Source organism: Paenibacillus lupini, from assembly GCF_011761355.1.
GTDB lineage: Bacteria > Bacillota > Bacilli > Paenibacillales > Paenibacillaceae > Pristimantibacillus > Pristimantibacillus lupini.
Genome location: NZ_JAASRW010000001.1, coordinates 1,116,887 through 1,134,022, shown reverse-complemented (window position 1 = coordinate 1,134,022; position 17,136 = coordinate 1,116,887). Strand labels below are relative to the sequence as shown.

At 46.1% G+C, this 17,136-nt stretch carries 17 protein-coding genes; 5 read left to right on the top strand and 12 right to left on the bottom strand.

Going from position 1 to position 17,136, the window contains the following annotated elements:
• Window positions 1-102: 102 nt before the first annotated feature.
• Window positions 103-570 carry a hypothetical protein gene (locus FHS17_RS05640; RefSeq protein ID WP_167276098.1) on the bottom strand — a complete coding sequence of 156 codons (468 nt, stop codon included), beginning with the start codon at window positions 568-570 and terminating at the stop codon, window positions 103-105.
• A 64-nt stretch (window positions 571-634) separates the two neighbouring features.
• Complete coding sequence (locus tag FHS17_RS05635; RefSeq protein ID WP_167276093.1) at window positions 635-1,234, bottom strand: hypothetical protein; 600 nt, start codon at window positions 1,232-1,234, stop codon at window positions 635-637.
• A 298-nt stretch (window positions 1,235-1,532) separates the two neighbouring features.
• On the opposite strand from FHS17_RS05635, the gene FHS17_RS05630 reads away from it, so the two are divergent.
• The 3 genes from FHS17_RS05630 to FHS17_RS05620 all read left to right on the top strand — a co-directional run bounded on the left by FHS17_RS05630 (window position 1,533) and on the right by FHS17_RS05620 (window position 3,960).
• Window positions 1,533-1,814: an ArsR/SmtB family transcription factor gene (locus tag FHS17_RS05630; RefSeq protein ID WP_167276089.1), complete on the top strand. Its 282-nt coding sequence runs from the start codon at window positions 1,533-1,535 to the stop codon at window positions 1,812-1,814.
• Between the two features lie 85 nt (window positions 1,815-1,899).
• On the top strand, window positions 1,900-3,102 hold the full coding sequence (locus tag FHS17_RS05625) for an MFS transporter (RefSeq protein WP_167276085.1): 1,203 nt from the start codon (window positions 1,900-1,902) through the stop codon (window positions 3,100-3,102).
• Between the two features lie 171 nt (window positions 3,103-3,273).
• Complete coding sequence (locus FHS17_RS05620) at window positions 3,274-3,960, top strand: MBL fold metallo-hydrolase (RefSeq protein WP_167276081.1); 687 nt, start codon at window positions 3,274-3,276, stop codon at window positions 3,958-3,960.
• A 92-nt stretch (window positions 3,961-4,052) separates the two neighbouring features.
• On the opposite strand, the gene FHS17_RS05615 is transcribed toward FHS17_RS05620, so the two are convergent.
• Window positions 4,053-5,042 carry an SDR family NAD(P)-dependent oxidoreductase gene (locus tag FHS17_RS05615; RefSeq protein WP_167276077.1) on the bottom strand — a complete coding sequence of 330 codons (990 nt, stop codon included), beginning with the start codon at window positions 5,040-5,042 and terminating at the stop codon, window positions 4,053-4,055.
• 112 nt (window positions 5,043-5,154) lie between these two features.
• On the opposite strand from FHS17_RS05615, the gene FHS17_RS05610 reads away from it, so the two are divergent.
• A complete protein-coding gene (locus tag FHS17_RS05610; protein WP_341805771.1) occupies window positions 5,155-5,322 on the top strand; it encodes a TetR/AcrR family transcriptional regulator in 168 nt (55 codons plus the stop codon).
• A gap of 73 nt (window positions 5,323-5,395) precedes the next feature.
• Here FHS17_RS05610 and FHS17_RS05605 read toward each other — a convergent pair whose 3' ends face one another.
• From FHS17_RS05605 to FHS17_RS05590, 4 genes are all read right to left on the bottom strand, one after another.
• Entirely contained in the window at window positions 5,396-5,941 is a 546-nt protein-coding gene (locus tag FHS17_RS05605) for an SMI1/KNR4 family protein (RefSeq protein ID WP_167276070.1), read from the bottom strand.
• A 67-nt stretch (window positions 5,942-6,008) separates the two neighbouring features.
• Window positions 6,009-6,689, bottom strand: a complete 681-nt coding sequence (locus tag FHS17_RS05600; RefSeq protein WP_167276066.1) for a protein kinase family protein — start codon at window positions 6,687-6,689, stop codon at window positions 6,009-6,011.
• Between the two features lie 94 nt (window positions 6,690-6,783).
• Window positions 6,784-8,718 carry a PAS domain S-box protein gene (locus FHS17_RS05595; protein ID WP_167276061.1) on the bottom strand — a complete coding sequence of 645 codons (1,935 nt, stop codon included), beginning with the start codon at window positions 8,716-8,718 and terminating at the stop codon, window positions 6,784-6,786.
• Between the two features lie 151 nt (window positions 8,719-8,869).
• A complete protein-coding gene (locus tag FHS17_RS05590; RefSeq protein ID WP_167276056.1) occupies window positions 8,870-9,724 on the bottom strand; it encodes an NAD-dependent epimerase/dehydratase family protein in 855 nt (284 codons plus the stop codon).
• A gap of 465 nt (window positions 9,725-10,189) precedes the next feature.
• On the opposite strand from FHS17_RS05590, the gene pdxR reads away from it, so the two are divergent.
• A complete protein-coding gene (pdxR, locus tag FHS17_RS05585) occupies window positions 10,190-11,596 on the top strand; it encodes a MocR-like pyridoxine biosynthesis transcription factor PdxR (protein WP_167276051.1) in 1,407 nt (468 codons plus the stop codon).
• A 15-nt stretch (window positions 11,597-11,611) separates the two neighbouring features.
• On the opposite strand, the gene FHS17_RS05580 is transcribed toward pdxR, so the two are convergent.
• The 5 genes from FHS17_RS05580 to bioF all read right to left on the bottom strand — a co-directional run bounded on the left by FHS17_RS05580 (window position 11,612) and on the right by bioF (window position 17,135).
• Entirely contained in the window at window positions 11,612-11,959 is a 348-nt protein-coding gene (locus tag FHS17_RS05580; RefSeq protein ID WP_167276046.1) for a VOC family protein, read from the bottom strand.
• Between the two features lie 198 nt (window positions 11,960-12,157).
• Window positions 12,158-14,176, bottom strand: a complete 2,019-nt coding sequence (locus FHS17_RS05575) for a hypothetical protein (RefSeq protein WP_167272092.1) — start codon at window positions 14,174-14,176, stop codon at window positions 12,158-12,160.
• A 235-nt stretch (window positions 14,177-14,411) separates the two neighbouring features.
• Window positions 14,412-15,257 carry a malonyl-ACP O-methyltransferase BioC gene (bioC, locus tag FHS17_RS05570; RefSeq protein WP_167276043.1) on the bottom strand — a complete coding sequence of 282 codons (846 nt, stop codon included), beginning with the start codon at window positions 15,255-15,257 and terminating at the stop codon, window positions 14,412-14,414.
• A complete protein-coding gene (locus tag FHS17_RS05565; RefSeq protein ID WP_167276037.1) occupies window positions 15,232-15,963 on the bottom strand; it encodes an alpha/beta fold hydrolase in 732 nt (243 codons plus the stop codon). The genes bioC and FHS17_RS05565 overlap by 26 nt, the downstream gene beginning before the upstream one ends.
• Window positions 15,963-17,135 (bottom strand): 8-amino-7-oxononanoate synthase, encoded by a 1,173-nt coding sequence (gene bioF / locus FHS17_RS05560; RefSeq protein WP_167276034.1) that lies wholly within the window; start codon window positions 17,133-17,135, stop codon window positions 15,963-15,965. The genes FHS17_RS05565 and bioF overlap by 1 nt, the downstream gene beginning before the upstream one ends.
• Window position 17,136 lies beyond the last annotated feature (1 nt).

Here is a 17,136-nt window from a genome sequence, read left to right as displayed (position 1 = left end):
TTATACCATCATCTCTTCTGCCAGCGGGACCTGAACGCCTCTTATAATTCGGCCTAACGTACTTCTATACAAAAAACAAAAAAAAGCCGCAGTTTTTGCGGCTTACCACTCTTTTACGGCCACGGCTCTATGATTAGGGTCGTTTTGTATCCACAATATTTTTTCAACCATATCTCGCTTCTTGTAAAAAGATGTTAGAACTCCCTTTTTATCCAGAACAGCGAATTTTGCCGCATCGTTGTTCTGCATTGCCGCAAACAACTCAGTAATTGTTGAAGAGAGATCTGATGGGATGGAACTGTCAACCACAGGTGCTCTTTCCCCGAACAACCGCGATTCATTAGTAAATACCATTGAATCTGTATATTTTAATTTTTCGTTTAACACCTTGTTTTTTTCTTCATATGCCTTTCTTTCCAATTCTAAATTGTATGTTACCTTAAGAAGTTCTTTCTTCTGAGCATTTATTTCGCTCTTGGTTGTGTTGATTTCATCTTTTTTCTCTTTTAATTCCTGGTTCGTTTCATCTAATTGTAATCGTAGGGTTTCGATTTTTTTGTTTTGTGCCAAGAATACGATTATTAGAACGGCAGCAAGCTAACAGTGACAATCCAACCTTTTTTAGCCATTTCCTTCACCCAAGAGAATCATTTTCATTACTTATCCTCAGTTTTTGGTTAATTTCATTCCAGTAGTTAATATCTCCAGTTTCATATAGCTTTTTACCATCTTTATCGAAAGTTTGAATAGTAATTGGTAAATGAAGTTCATCATCGGATAAGAAATACCAAAAAGTATGAGACCCATTCTTGATTATATTTGCTGATTGATTTCCTTCACTGACAATAATAATTTGAGTAGTTTCTGAGTTCTGAACTTTGCCATAAAGTAAATGTATATCAACATTGGTTTTTTCTGTACCATGCCAGCTTATGTCCTTATCAGCAATAAATTCGGAATTATTGATGTGACTTTTTAATTTGAATCCCGTTAGAGTTTTGCGTAAGCTCACTATACCTATCCGTTCGTTATTTGTTAAATAAAATACTAGGTTGTGTTTATTATCGAAATGAACATCTAATATCTCGCTATAGTTAACGTCAATCGCTCTCATAGATGAATCTATTTGAGTATAGATTGAACGAGTGTTTTTTATCCAAATATAAGTCATTATAGATATAAACACTAAAATAATGACACCAAGTATGGATAGTTGAAGCTTATATTTCTTCATCGTTTCCCCCCTAGTATAAGCACATCATTTGACAAGAGTCTTCAAGTCCTTTGCAACCATTTCAACTCGTTGATCCTTAGGGATAATCGAACCTTCATAGTTATAAAAAATCAAGACATTCGCGATCTGGTATCCATATATAACGAACGAAAGGAGATGGATGTAAGTTGCTACTAACGACGGATCGATTGCTATCCGTTCGAATGTTGACTCGAATCGCCCATTTACACCGGCAGCCGGTTGTGTTATTCTTGTTTCCATAGATTTCGAAATATAAAAGCAAAGGCGGTGAGAATCCATGGTCGAGGACAACGAGGAAGTCAAACAAGCAGTGAAAGTCTACAAAGCACTCGGGGAGCCGACCCGGATCAAAATAGCGATGCTTCTTACGGAAGAGATGAATCTCTGCTGCTCCGACATCGGCAGCAAGCTCGAGTCCGTTGCCGGTTCCACGCTGTCGCATCACTTGAAGCAGCTTACAGAATGCGGCCTGCTCACGCTACGCAAAGACGGCACGTACATTTATTACAGCGTCAATAAAGAAGTCGCGCGAAAGTATGCCCCTTATTTACTGGGGTAGCCCCGTTTTTTTTTGCCCTATATTTCGATAAATTTAGAAATATAAAATTATTATAAAGAGAGATACGGATAAGGAGCTGGAACGTTTGTCATACAATGTAAAAATATATATGCTGGCTTTAGTCAGCTTTCTCGTCGGCACATCCGAATTCATTATTGCCGGCATTCTGGATAAAGTATCCGACGATATCGGCGTCTCAGTCGCAGCCGCAGGCCAGCTGATCACCGTGTTCTCCCTTGCTTACGGATTTGGGACACCTTTCCTGATGGCGGCCGCTGCCAAAGTCGACCGCAAAAAGCTGATGCTATACGCGCTATCAATATTCATCGTTGGCAACGTCGCGGCCTATTTCTTCTCTGGCTTTGGCGCCCTCATCGTTTCCCGTGTTATCGTAGCGCTTAGCAGCGGTGTGTTTGTCGTCACGGCGCTCACGGTCGCCGCGAAGCTCGCACCGGCTGAGAAGCAAGGCAGTGCCATCGCCACGCTAGTCATGGGCTTCAGTACAGCCCTAATCGTTGGCGTACCTCTGGGACGGCTAGTCGCTTCCGCCTATGATTGGAATGTGGTATTCGGTGGCATCGGAATACTTGGACTGCTTGCTCTGCTGCTCATCGCTTTCGCGATTCCGAAGACGGATGGCGAACAGCCGGTACCGCTGAGGGACCAGCTGAAGCTGCTCAAGAATCCGAAAATCGTCGTTGCGCTTGGCATTACGTTCTTCTGGCTTGGCGGCTATTCCATCACTTATACGTATATTTCTCCCTTTCTGCTCGATATTACAGGCATGAGTGAGAAATTCGTCAGCATCGCGCTGCTCGCGTTTGGTATCGCCAGTCTGATCGGCTCCAAGCTAGGCGGATTCGGCACCGACCGTTGGGGATTCAAGCGTACGCTAGTAACTGGTATGCTGTTCCACGCGGCATGGTTGATTGTAATTTCGTTCGCTGCCCATTCGCCGGGGCTGATGTTCCCGCTGCTCATGCTTTGGTCCTTCTCCGCCTGGTCGTCCGGTCCGACGCAGCAGTACCATCTGATCTCGCTCGCGCCTGAAGCAACCAGCATCATGCTTAGCCTTAACAGCTCCGTCATACAACTGGCCATGGCTGCCGGCGCGGGGATCGGCGGGGTCGTCGTGGAAGGAGCTTCGTTGACAGCAATCACCTGGATTGGTGCCGCCGGCGTTGCCATCGCAGCACTCATGTCGGCCGCGGCCTTCGGTTACTTCCGCGTCGGAACTGCTTCCCGGGCAGCGCATAAGGAGGCTCGCGCAGGTAAGATCGGAAACTAAGTAATTATCTGGGCAGAGTCGAATGCTCCTGACCCAGGCATCGCGAGAAAGAAGCCCGCGCCTCCAACAAGCAGGCTGCTGGCTTCTTTTCGCAAATATGCTTCACTCTTCGTGGCTTAATTGTAGATTAGTATTTCTTATCTTACATTATTTAATTAGGCGGTGTTCGACTTGGTTCAATCGGAAGCAGGCATCAAGACCATTAAACTTACCATGGAAAATCGTAACAATCCTTTCTTTCTGACCGTCCTATGGGATGCTCAAGACGTCATTCTCATCGATACCGGGCTTCCTGGTCAAATGGAGCTGATTCGCACCGCGTTCCTAGATGCGGGGATTCCTTTCGAAAAGCTGACAAAAATTCTCATTTCCCATCAAGATTCGGATCATATCGGCAGCTTGCCTGAGTTGGTAGAAGCCTTCGGAGACCAGGTTCAAGTGTTTGCACATGAAATCGCTGTTCCTTACTTAGCCGGTATAATCCCTCTCGACAAGAGCAAGAAATTAGTCAGGACGCCTATCAAAGTCGACGTCACCTTGCAAGACGGCGATATCCTGCCTTTCGCCGGCGGAATCCGCGCAGTGTTTACACCCGGCCATACGCCGGATCACACGTCCTTCTACCATATTCCGAGCAAGACGTTAATTGCCGGCGATGTCTTAAGGGCACAAGATGGCATCCTGCAATCGTACAGCCCGATCTATACGCCGGATCAAGTCACGGCGCTGCAATCTATCGCTAAATTTCAAACGATGGATATCTCTAAGGTAATCGCTTACCATGGCGGCGAATGCACGGATAACTTGCAGGATCACCTGCAGGATATTTTGGACGCGGGTCCGGTCGAGAACAAGTAACCGCTCTCCTGCTCTATGCCGACGTAAACCATAAGCAAATAAAAACTTCCCGCAGTCCTTATTCGGACTGCGGGAAGTTTTTATCGTGTCGGTTATTTCCGGTTGTTGGGTATCATGTCATGTGGAATATTCAGGAGCTCTTCACTAATTGCCCAAAGCTTTTTGGCTGACGCCGGATCAATGGCCCACGGACGAACGCCGCGCTGGAGCTGGCTGTCTGCCGAAACAGCTTCTGCGATATCGCAGTCTTCGCAGTAAACGCCTCCTTTGCCATTTAGCATCGGACTTACCGCGCACCATACCGATGTGGCTGCTCCTTGCTCGACGGTTTTGAAACCGCCGGATGACGAATAAGTGCCATCTTCCTTGCGAGTTACACCCCAAGCAGCCAAATCCTCGTTGCTCAAATGTCGCACCAAGCCCGAAAGGATCGCGCCGGGATGAACGGCAAAGGCGCGAATGCCAAATGCTTGTCCTCGTTGGTCAAGCTCTATGGCAAATAATGAGCACGCGGTCTTGGATTCACCATAAGAGATATTTTTGTCATAGGGTCTTTTGGTGAAATGCAGGTCTTCAAAGTCAATCGGCCCAGTCATATGGCCAATCGATGAAAGTGAGATGACCTGAGCGTTACCTGAGCGCTTCAATGTCTCCCATAAGCGATTCGTCAATTGAAAGTGTCCCAGATAATTCGTCGCGAAATGGGTATCATATCCCCGTGCATCTTTTATTTCAGGCGGAAAACTCACGCCTGCGTTTAGTATGAGCAGGTCGAGCGCTCGATCAGATTTCAAAAATTCGGTTGCGAACTCATCAACCGAATTCGGATCCATAAGATCTAGCCGAATCACCTCGACATTAGGCAGAGGAGCGAGAATTTCGCGCGCATGCTCAACATTGCGGGCGCCGACAATAACAGTTGCGCCGGCTTCGACAAGTGCACGGGTCGTTTCGAGACCGATGCCCCCGTGCCCGCCTGTCACGATGGCCGTCTTACCACGGAGTTCTTGACCCGCTATGATTTCTTTTGCGGTTGTTTCAGATCCGTATCCAGACAGTAACGGTTTTTGTTCGGTTTTCATTGTTGTTTGCTCCTTCGAAGTGATTTTAGACATAAAACATAAAATGTCTATGTGTCTATAATAGACGAGTGGACAAAGTTTGTAAAGTGTATAGAATGGAACTAAGTTAGAAGTGTTTTTTAAATACGGTTACAAACGAGTACCAATGAATGAAATTGCGGAGGCAGCGGGAATCTCGCGCGCGGGACTTTATTTGTATTTCAAAAATAAGGAGGAAATATTCAACGCTGCGATCGTACACCACGGTGATACGCTTATCGAGGAGATTCATCTGATGTAAGGACAATAGACCCCAAGAAAAAAGCCCACCTTTTTTTGGTGGGCTTACTTTTTATAGAAACTGCCATTCCTACTTATCTTGAATAGTTTGTAGCGTTAATTTCATTCCAAAACCAAAAATGGGATCCTTGTGAAACAATAAGGCGCTCAAAGAACAGTTCGAAATTTAATTTAATATCTTCACCTTCACTATCAATTGAATCATAAATTGAACGGTCAAATAAATAGTCTTCCCTACCCTCGTTTACACGATCTCCATTAACGAAAATAACGGTTTGACCATATGTAGCTATTGGATATAGGTGCTCAGGTGTATGATGTATATTCATATAGTCAATTATATCATCAATACCAAATATTTTCCAAGAGGGATTAGATCGACCAGATTCATCTTGAAAAAGAATAGCACCATCATGAATAAGTAAAAATTCACGATAATCTGGTGGGATTTTGAATGCAGTTTCTTCTGTAAATTCATTGATTCTTTCTTCTGTGCATGCATGATAGAAGACAAAAGAACATTCAAACGTATATCCTAGTTCTCTTTGGACTTTTATGATTGGTGTTTTTATTAAACGTTCTTTTAAGCTGGTTAGAGTTAACAACAGAATATTATTCAATGTATCCTCCTCCATTACCGTTATGCCGTAGTCGGCAATCGGTCAGAGATGATCTTCCTATCTTATTTTATTTGCGTTTCCCTAAGAAAAGCTGACTCACTCGTTTAGAGAAGTCTTCTATTCCAAAACTGGCCGTATCAATCCGGTTATACCAGTTCGTTATCGTCTCCAAGATCCATAAAGGTACCTGGACCTCGTTTATCAGAGGATAGAAATGTTTGTATGTCCATACCAAATGTTCCCATCGGTTATCGTTTCCTTCCTTGATATATTCCGATACATCAAGAACCTTTCCTCTTCCTTCATGCAAGAGAACATTTTTTAGATGAATATCCCTTGGGTTCAGCCCCTGACTACGGACAAATTCCCGGGCATTTTCGACATCTTGCATCACTTGCTCTGGAACACGGACACCCTGTAGAAGACAATCATATAAGGTAATCCCTTGTTCGAAGCTTAATACTAAATAGTTGGATCCGGCTCCGTAACATTGGGCAAAATACGATGATCCTTCTAAACGTTTGTATATATCCGCTTCCACGTCCTTCTTCTCTAATGACTGTGCGGAATACACTTTATATGCGTAATTAGGGGTGTCAGGGTAATAAAAAACCGCGGCATCCGTTCCGATACCGATACAACGCAAATCTTCTGCAAAACCGATGATGGAAACAGGCTTATTGTTTTCATGTCCAATGACCTCAATATTTTTTAATGCTTCATCTACTTGTTTCCAGTCTGCAATCATAAACAACGTCTCCTTCTTGTTTAATAGAAGCTGGTTTCATAATTGCTATCCTGTTGAAACCACATTTACGAGGTTTCTAATTTTATTCTATTACCTATTTTAGAGTCTTTGTCTGAAATGCTTTACTGTCTATAAATCGTTGTATGACCGATGATACTGCTGCGTTATGCAACGGCTTGCTGATATATTCGTGCATGCCCGCGCTTATGAATCGCTCCCGGTCGCCGACCAGCGCGTTTGCCGTAACAGCAACAATATGTGGCAACTCGTCCGAACGCAGCATTTGCCGCAGATGTTTAGTTGCTTCCAAACCATTCATCACAGGCATTTGAATATCCATAAATAGGATATCGTATTTCTTCTTCTGAATGGCTTCCAGGACTTCAGATCCGTTGGATACGGCATCCGGACGAAAACCAAGCTTTTCCACCATTCGAATTAAGACAAGCTGATTAATATGATTGTCTTCAGCGATTAATATGTTCAACTTATCATTAGGATCGGGCAGCTGCCCGTGATCCGCTTCCAGATGCATTACATCCGGGAGAGATTCGACTTTCAAAGCAATGTTGAATTTAAAGATTGTGCCTCCTCCTGGATTTGGCTCGCAATAGATCTCACCATCCATCAGCTCAATCAGCTTTCGCGTAATAGCAAGTCCAAGTCCGGTACCTCCTGCCTGTCGCACCATGAAATGATCGGCTTGATAAAATGGCTCAAAAAGAAAAGCTCTTTTATCCGCCGGCACTCCTATTCCCGTATCCTCCACTGAGAAGTAGAACTGGATCTTATCTCCTGCGATTTCGGCTTTATCGATACTGACAGTTATGGAGCCTTCTGGAGTAAATTTAATGGCGTTGCCGATCAGGTTCATTAGGATTTGACGGATTTTGAGCGGGTCGCCGATTACTTTATGCGGAATGTCCGGGTGAATGGATACGTTAAGCGTCAGCTTTTTCTCCAGCGCTTTAGGCATTAGCGTGTCGAACGTCTCCGCAATCGCTTCGCTGAGCTTGAATGGCTCCTCCGACAGTTCGGTATTACCTGACTCCACCTTAGAAAAGTCCAGAATATCGTTAATAATGGCCAGTAAAGTATCCCCACTCTTCCGGATGATGGAGACATATTCCTGCTGCTCCTCATCTAGAGGCGTATCCAGCAGCAAATCGGTCATGCCGATTACACCGTTCATCGGAGTGCGAATTTCATGGCTCATGATCGCCATAAACTCGCTTTTGACTTCATTTGTCCGTTCTGCAGCCTCTTTTTCAATCAACAGCTTCTTTTGCTCGGTAATGTCCTTGATCAGCAGATAAAATCCGATACTGCGATTGTTAACAATAATCGGCGCGATTGTGACCAGAACTTCTACAAGATATCCATTGACATTGGGAACATGATTGATAGATCCTTCAATATCGGTGTAAGGCTCGTTGTCGGCTAATATGCGCACAAGCGTATCCTCTCCGATAATGGAAGCGATACTAGTGCCAATCAGGTCCGATATCTTTTGTCCGATAAGATGCTCTGCCATTACATTTCCGTTCATAATCTTGCCCTGCAGGTCAAAGGAAATAATGGTGTCATGATTATATTTCTTAAGTGAAGTGTATCTCTCCACCGTTTCTTGCAGCTTTTGCTCGATCATTTTATTAGAAGTGATATCGACGATTTGGGCGATAAAATACCAAGGCTCGCCTTCCGCCCCTTCTCTGACAAACGAGACATGTACGGATGTCCATACGACAGTTTCGTTTTGATGAACATGTCTTTTTTCAAAGCTGAATGTCGATATATCGCCCTGCAATAATTGTTTAAAGTAGATTTCATGATTACTTTCTACAGATGAGAAAATCAATTTTTCAGGATCACATTTCATTAATTCGTTTCTCTCGTATCCGAGCAGCTGGCAAGCGGCTGGATTCACGTCGATCCATTGTCCATCTAACGAGATCAGCACAATCCCGACAGGAGAATAATTGAATACATGTGCAAATAGATTCTGTTGATTGAACGTTAGCTCTTCCACTTCCTTGCCCCCTCATTGCGAATTCAGATGTATCCGTAATTATACTATAAATACTTATTCCTGTATAAAAATCAAGAAAGGAGCCGTCAATAAGCGGCTCCTTTCTTTTTGTTATTTAACGGGATACTTCGGATCAATTAAGAGGTAAACCTCATCTTAAGCTTTGCCCGAATCCTGATCTCCATGTCGGGTACAACGGAACCCATCCGTATTCGTTTTGCGCTTTGGTATTCGATGCACCGCGCTCCCCCCTATTTCTGCCAGGTTGATATTCCGGCTCAGGGGCTTGCAGCGCATCAGCATAAACAGGCAGCCACTGTGTTCCAGCAGCAGGCTCGTTATCTACTATATTTACCCAGCCCGTAGGCCAATCCAATGCCAGCATAGCTGCATTTGCAGCATCCTCCACATGAAGGAAGGAAGTGATTCCGTCGTTTGCATGCAGCTGCCTTTGCAACACTTTTTCCGCCATGACCCCTCTTTTATCGTACCAGGTTTCAGGTCCGTAGAGCATCCCATACCGCAAAATAACGTGATTCGGTACCTCCGCTACAGCCCTTTCCAGCGCAATAATACCATTTATAGTCGATTTCCGCGGCAAGGGTGCCTGTAAGTCCAAGGGAACCTCTTCCGTAGCAGGATGATCACCTGGTTCATAAGCCCAAGAAATACTTTGTGCGATGAATCGCTTAACACCTGCAGCCTTGGCGGCATCTACAAGATTCCGAGTCCCTTCTATTCTGATCCTGGCATTGTCCTCGAGATTCCAATTGCTCAGAGAAGTAAGCTGATGAATGATTACATCAGGTCGTAATTCCCCGATTACTCCTAGGATATCGTCCCGTTCAAAAGCATCAACGACGATAGGCTTTGCCCCTAAAGCTTGAATAGATGCCTTGCGTTCCACGCAATGGGTCATTCCAAAGACTTCATGGCCAGCCCGCACCAATTTAGGAAGTAGCAAACGGCCAATTACACCGGTAGATCCAGCAACGAATATTTTCATATAACGACCTCCAATACTGTTCTCATCTTGTGTCAATTTCACATGGTAGTTTCGATTGACTTTTTCACTTTGCGCGGGATTATGAGCACTTGAACCGTCATTAACATTAGTGTAATGATGATCAATCCCAATATGGCCAATCTGAATTGATGGGTCAAATCATTGATCCAACCATTGAGAATTGGGCCAAGCGCGCCAATAATGTATCCTCCCGATAACGGGAGAAATAGAGCTTATCGCCGGGCGCAAATTCAGAGAGGCCAAGAAAAGGGCTGTGACCATAAGGCGGCCAGCCGCCTTATGTTTGGTTTTTCTCCTTGGGGTGATCTCTTGATTCATCGCTTCACCTCTCTGCTACTAAATCCTTAAATTTGTAACTCCCATGTTATCATGTTAGATTGGTATCAATAAGTACCACTTTGGCTTCAAACTTAACATACCAATTATTATAAGGGGGCACTATCAATGCCGCTCCACCCTAAACCAAATATTTCTGCTACTAAAACCAAACATATTTATACTTTGCTGCGTGATCGGTTGTTTCAGGGCTTATATACATCGGGCAGCAGGCTCCCTTCCACCCGAGATCTTGCAAGTGAGTTCGGAGTGTCTCGCGCACTGATTGTAGAAGTCTATGAGCAGCTAATAGCCGAAGGTTACTTAGAAGGCCGTCAAGGCTCAGGTACTTATGTGGTAGATTTGGGGAGACGCAATTCGTTTTCGACTCAGTCCCACGTAAGCGAAGCTTTCGAATCATCCAAGTCTGCGGAATATCCAAATCGCTTCGATGGCATTGACTTCCGTCCGAGCTTCCCTGCTCTGGAGCACATTCCGCGTAAAAAGTGGAAGGAAACCGCCCTTGGCGTATATGAAAGTGCTCATTCATGGGATTTTGGATATGATGATCCCGCAGGCAATATCGAACTTCGCACAAGCATATGTCAGCTTTTACTACATACCAAAGGGATTCAATGTGCCCCTTCGCAGGTAATCGTGACGGCCGGCGCTACTCAAGCTATTGCTTTATTGTGCAAGCTTTTATTAAAACCTAATGATGCCATAGTGACAGAAGATCCGACCGCTACCTTCATCCACTATATTTTCGCATCAACTGGCGCTAACATAATCCCAGTTACCGTAGATGATCATGGCCTGAATGTTGATAATCTGCCAACTCATTTGCATCCGAAGTGCATCTTTGTTACTCCATCCCATCAATTTCCCTTCGGCAGTATTTTGTCCATTGGACGCCGTTTGCAACTTTTAGATTATGCCCGCCAAACCGGCTGTTACATAATCGAGGACGATTACGACAGTGAATTCCGCTACGCCGGAATGCCGCTTCATGCTCTAAGGGAGCTGGACTCGGAGAGAGTCATTTATGTAGGGACTTTCAGTAAAAATATGTTCCCCGCGCTAAGACTGGGCTATATGGTGGTACCACACGAATTAGTCTCTCCTCTTCTTCAGTTAAAGCGGGTAACAGACATGCATTGCCCAACATTGTCCCAAGTCATCCTTGCTAGATTTATTGCCAGTCATCACTTGGAACGCCACATCTCCCACATGAAGCGTATTTACGGCAAAAGAAGAAATCGTCTCATAGCCAGCTTATCCGAAACGTTCGGCAACCAAGTCAAAATATCAGGTGATGCTGCAGGGTTACACTTGATCGCCGAATTATGCGGACATCGGTTTGACTCTCTTCTGACATCGCAGCTTGAGGAGCGGAATATTAAGATATATCCTGCTGAAAAGTACTCTATTGTTAAAGGAAAGTTTGAAGATCGATTAATTATGGGGTTTGGGAATGTAACGGAGCCTCAGATCGATCAGGGAATCAAAACTATTGCCGAGATTTTGAGGAGTTAATAGTGATTGGCCATATTAATGAGCAAGAATGTTGATAAGCTTACCAAATGGATCGCGGACATAGAATCGTCGAACACCCCAAGGCTCATCAACAGGCCCATATTCTATCGGAAATCCAGCTCTCTTCATGCCTTCTAATATAGCATCGACATCATCGACTTCAATTGATAGATCAGGTGTAGGCGTATCTGAGCCACCCTGTGATGCGAAACTAATTTGAATGCTCATTTCCTCGTTTAAACCATATGTTCTAATCCAACCATGATCCATCATTAAATCAAGGCCGAGTACATCCTGGTAGAAGGATTTAGCTGCCATGATATCCTTCGTATTTATATTTGCGACGATTCGTTTGACCTTCATTTCAAACCTCCCATTATCCTTCTAGTAGTTGATAGAAGGAATACATTCCCCTCCTAAATATATCCTGATGAATTGTAACAAAATGTAAGGTTGTATTCAATGAAAGACTGTCCGTGAGAATAACGCTTGAAGAAAACAAAGAGCTATCCTAGAAGCAGACGCTTCGAGGATAGCTCTTCGTTGCTCCCGGTGAACGGACTACTTGCGGGGAAAAATCGACGTCAAGTCGATTGCGCTCGCGATGTCGGCGGCGCCTTTTTTTAAGGCTATTTTTAATCCCGGTCCAAAATGTCCTGCTTTCACAAATGCGATCAGATCCGGCTTCCATATAACGCCGTCCGCATCGAAATCGGCTTTGGGATCATAATGGAACTGCCCTCGTTTCGTCCCGAATGTGCGCAGGAATTCAATAGCATCCTGTCGATTGACCTGGCCATTGCCGTCGAGGTCAGCCGTTGGTGCAGGATCGGTGCCAGGATCTGTACCTGGATCCGTTCCTGGATCCGTTCCTGGATCTGTACCTGGATCCGTGCCAGGGTCCGTCCCCGGCACCTCGTACCATGTGGTGCCAAGGTAAACTTGCCACCGATCTTTCCAATACATCTTCGCTTTATCCGTAACGATCCGCTCGGATGGCAGCCTGCCATCCTCTTGAAGACGGCTCAACCAGATACCGGCGTCATAGGTGTAAGCGGCTTCGCCTGCATCCGAAAGTGCAACAAAATGGCTGTCGGCGGTGCTGGTCGGCGTCAACCGCTCATCCTCTCCGGAAGGCGAACGCAGCCACAGCTGCTTTTGCCCGGCCTCCGTATACACCGTATAGGCAATCCACCCGCCTGCCGTTAGATAATCCCCCTGCACGGCAGATGCTCCGGCAAGATCGGCTGCAGCACCATCCCGCTCGATGACGAGAGTGGAGCTGTTCGTCGAAGTGTCATCCCGTGCGTAGAGCAGTACGCTGCCGTCCATAACCGGTGTGCGGTAGATGAACCCGTCATTAGGCGTAATTTGGGCAGCGGCTCCGTCCGTGAATCGAAACAGCTTGCCAGCTCGTCCGAACACGAGCGTGCCGTGATCGTCCAGCGCATAATCAAACCGGTCGGTGAAGCCGACGGAGACCACTTCCCCGGACGCGGTGTTCTCCAGCGTCAGCTCACGAAGTCCTCCTCCCGGCGCATGGTAGGCTGCCCAATCTCCTTTCACACGAATATCGTCCGCGGCAAGGGATTGTAACTGACTGTTCCGCCATACGAAAGTTGAATATTTCCCCAGCGGGTCGAGACCTTTCCGATAGAAGCCGTCGGGTAAGTCGAATCCGGTTGCATCGAACGCGCTGCCCATTGCGCCGCCGGGAATGAGCCGGACGTTAAGCTGTGTCTGTTCCGGTACGAGCAGCGGCAACATCTCTACTTCGTTCGTATTCCGGTGGTGAATGCGCAGTCGATGATCATAGGCATTCCATAGCAGCGTGCGAGAATCGTCTGTGTCAAGCACAAGGCCTGCTTCCTTCGAAATGGTTGTCAGGTTTGAGACATTCTCGACATAGATCGGATATGACTGCGTGCTGGTCAACCCACTTGCGTCGGAGGCGCTAAGCTGAACAGTAGCCGCCTGGCCAAGCCACTGTTCCGCGGAAAGCGTCTCCATGATAGCGTTCGTACCGGAGGCCAACAGCTTTCCGTTAATGCTAAGCTTCAGACTGCTGCAATCCGTACCGGGATTATCATCAGCGCAAGAAACGTTGACCGCCAGGTTCGGGTCAGCGACTTCGAATGGAAGCGGTGTATCAGGATGAATCACCGGAGCCTTGTTGTGCTTGAGCGCTATGGCGAAAGGAGCGCTAGAGATGCCATCGACGTCAACCGCGTCAAGCGTCAAGGTGAAATCCCCCCAAGGGAGCGAGGAGACATCGACCCAACCAGTGTAATCACAGGACGTTACGCATATGGCGGACTGTTTCGTTAAGCTGACCGCGGGCATGCTGCCAGCCGTGGCCTTTGTTTCAGCGATGGGCACCTGGGAATTGACTGTAACTCGGACAAAGATGCGATCAGGCACGAAGGAATTTGCCGTCGGAGTTGCTACTACCAGTCGCGGTACCGAAGCGGCGTGTGCCGGCTGGACTTGAATACTGAAGAGGCCGAGAAGCAGCATGACGGCCAACACCGCATTAGCGAGCTGTCTTCTATGATTGATTCTAGTGTTCGAATTCTCCATTCTTTTACTTCTCCTCCATGTCGTTCGGAATATTGTCTTGCATGAAAAGCGCCACAAACAAAGTCCTGAAAAAAACAGGTAAACTTTTCCTGTTGGCCACGCAAGACTATTATGCCTGTCCGAACACGGAGCGTATATAGGGAGATGCCCCTATATGGAGGAACCATTTTACAGGGCATAGATCGTCACGGCAACGGGACTTTTCGGATGCACAAGCGAGTGACAAAATTCGACATTATGATGACTCGCTCCCTCCTGCTTCAATTAAAAGTAACTCGTATGTGGCAATGACGCCTCCCTGAATACTGTACTTCTCCTCGTATACCTTATACATTTCGGTGAACAGGCGCCGAGAGCTTAGTCCCTCTATTTTAGTAGCTTCAGAAGTACTTGCGCCTATCGCTTTTACGGATTGAAGGAAATCTCTTGGGGAAGCATACGTTTCCTTATAAATTTCCTGTTTGCTATGAATAACTGAAAATCCAGCTTCTATAAGAACATCTTTCCAATGCTCTGGTGATAGAACCGATAATCCGTGCCGCTGCGGCTCCATCTTGTTTGCATAATATACTGCATCAAAAGATTGATGGAGCTCGCGAAACGTTTCTGGACCGAAGGTCGTGAACAGCAGCAAACCTCCCGGTCGAAGGATTCTCCTAAGATGACTTATCGTTTGCCTCGGATGACTTAACCATTGAAAACAGGCACTGGAAACAATGAGGTCGAAGGAATCAGATGGGGCTTCGGCAGCCCATATTTCCACGTCGGATTGGATAAAACGTAAATCTGCTGCTTGATTTGATTGAAAGCGTTGTTCGGCAACTTTGATCATAGTGGGTGCAATATCTAGCGCCGTAATCGAAGCCTGAGGCCATTGTTTTATCAAAAGTTCGGTCAAAGTCCCCGTTCCACAGCCGATTTCCAACATCATTAGCGGGTCCGCATCTCTTGCGCTAAACCACCCCATGAGTGACTTTGCAAGTTGCGCTGCCATCGTACGCTGTACATCAGCGTGAATGTCATACAAGCCCTCAGCACTACGATTAAATTGTCGCCTAATTGCTGTTGTTCGATTGTTCATGCCACCAACTCCTGAATCGTTTTGCAATCTCCTCTTCCCTTCCCAGAAACGGCGCATGACCACCTAAAGGGATTGTATGTAAATTGGCTTGAGGTACTAATGAAACAAGCTCCAATGCAGCGCCAAATGGACAAATTGTATCTTTGGTACCATGCACTAGAAAAACCGGACAACGGATATGTTGCAATTGAGTCAAGACTTCCTCTTCACGTAAAATCTGTAGTCCTGCTATTAATGCAGGGGTTGTCCAATCATGGCGAGAAGGAATTCTCTGTTCTATTCCCTCCTCGCGTTCCGCTTCTGTAAACATCATTCGTCGAAATTTTGTTTCTACCGCTTCTCGATCTTTCGAAAGACCAGCAATCATCAGTCTCACATACGCATCCGCCCAACCACGGGCGGACTCCTCTTTGGGACGAGTAAATCGTGCAGACGCTGCAAATAACAGAAGGCCGTCAGCTAAGACGGCGAGTTTTAGTGCTAACAAACCACCGAGGGACCAACCTCCGATTATCAATGGATGTTGTATGTTTTTTGCTGCCATCTCCGTAAGATGTATCATTTTCTCATGCGTATCAACTTCACTATAATCAACGGCTACATGATGATAGTCTGGCAACGATTCGCGTAACCTGTTAAATACGGAATCCGATATACCCCAACCGGTCAACCATAAGATAGTGCCGTTCTTTTCAGATACAGTCATCACAGCACCCCCATTTGATGTCCGATGGAACGGATGCAATTGGCTGCATCCAGCAGTTCTGTTTCCGAATGTACGGCTGATAACGAAAATCGAATGCGAGCTGTACCATCTGGGACTGTTGGCGGACGAATCGCAACCGCTGCAATCCCTTTTTCTTCAAGGGCATGGCTAAAACGCAAAGCTGCTTCATTATTACCTACGATTAACGGTACAATTGGAGAGCCACCGTCACCGACTATGAAACCAGAATGTTTAAGCGAAGAACGAAATAATTGGCTTACTGCAAACAATTTCACCCGGCGCCAATGATCCGAAATGACGAGCTCTAATGCCTTTGAAATACCCACAACGAGTGATGGCGGCAAAGCCGTCGAATAAATGAGCGGTCTTACTTCATTAACTAGCCACCGAATCAATGTACGGCTGCCGCAAATATACGCTCCATAAACGCCGAATGCTTTACTAAACGTCCCCATATGAATATCGACTTGATCATGCAGTCCGAGTTCATGACATAATCCCTCGCCGTGCCTCCCATAAATCCCCCCGCTGTGCGCCTCATCCACCATAAGCATCGCTCCGTACTCTTGTTTGAGAGAAACAAGTTCGCGTAAGTGAGCTTGATCGCCATCCATGGAAAAGATGGCATCCGTTACAATCAATTTTCGCCGATGATTACGGTACTTCTTCAACAATGTCCGCAAATGCTCCATGTCGTTATGACGGTACCTGGCATGCTCCGCACGACTGAGAACGACTCCGTCCACAATACTTGCATGGTTCAAACGATCACTGAAAACAACATCTCCTCTCCCAACAAGCGCACCAATAACACCTGAGTTCGCCATATAACCGTTTGCGATTACGAGTGCAGCTTCACATCTTTGCCATTCGGCCAGTGCCTGCTCTAACTGACCGTAAGGGAATCGATTGCCTGTCACTAGACGGGAAGCGCCAGCTCCAACTCCTTCAGATAAGAGGGCGCCTCTCATCGCTTCGATGGTGGCAGGATGGTCGGCGAGTCCGAGATAGTTATTGGAAGAAAGGTTGAGCATCGCTCGTTCGTTGCGTAAGACGTAACCGGGAGTTTCTTGGGCGACTCCACTTTCACGCAAAGAGCGTTCCAATGAGGCTCCTGATAATAATTCGAGTTCTTTTTCCATCCATTCCATG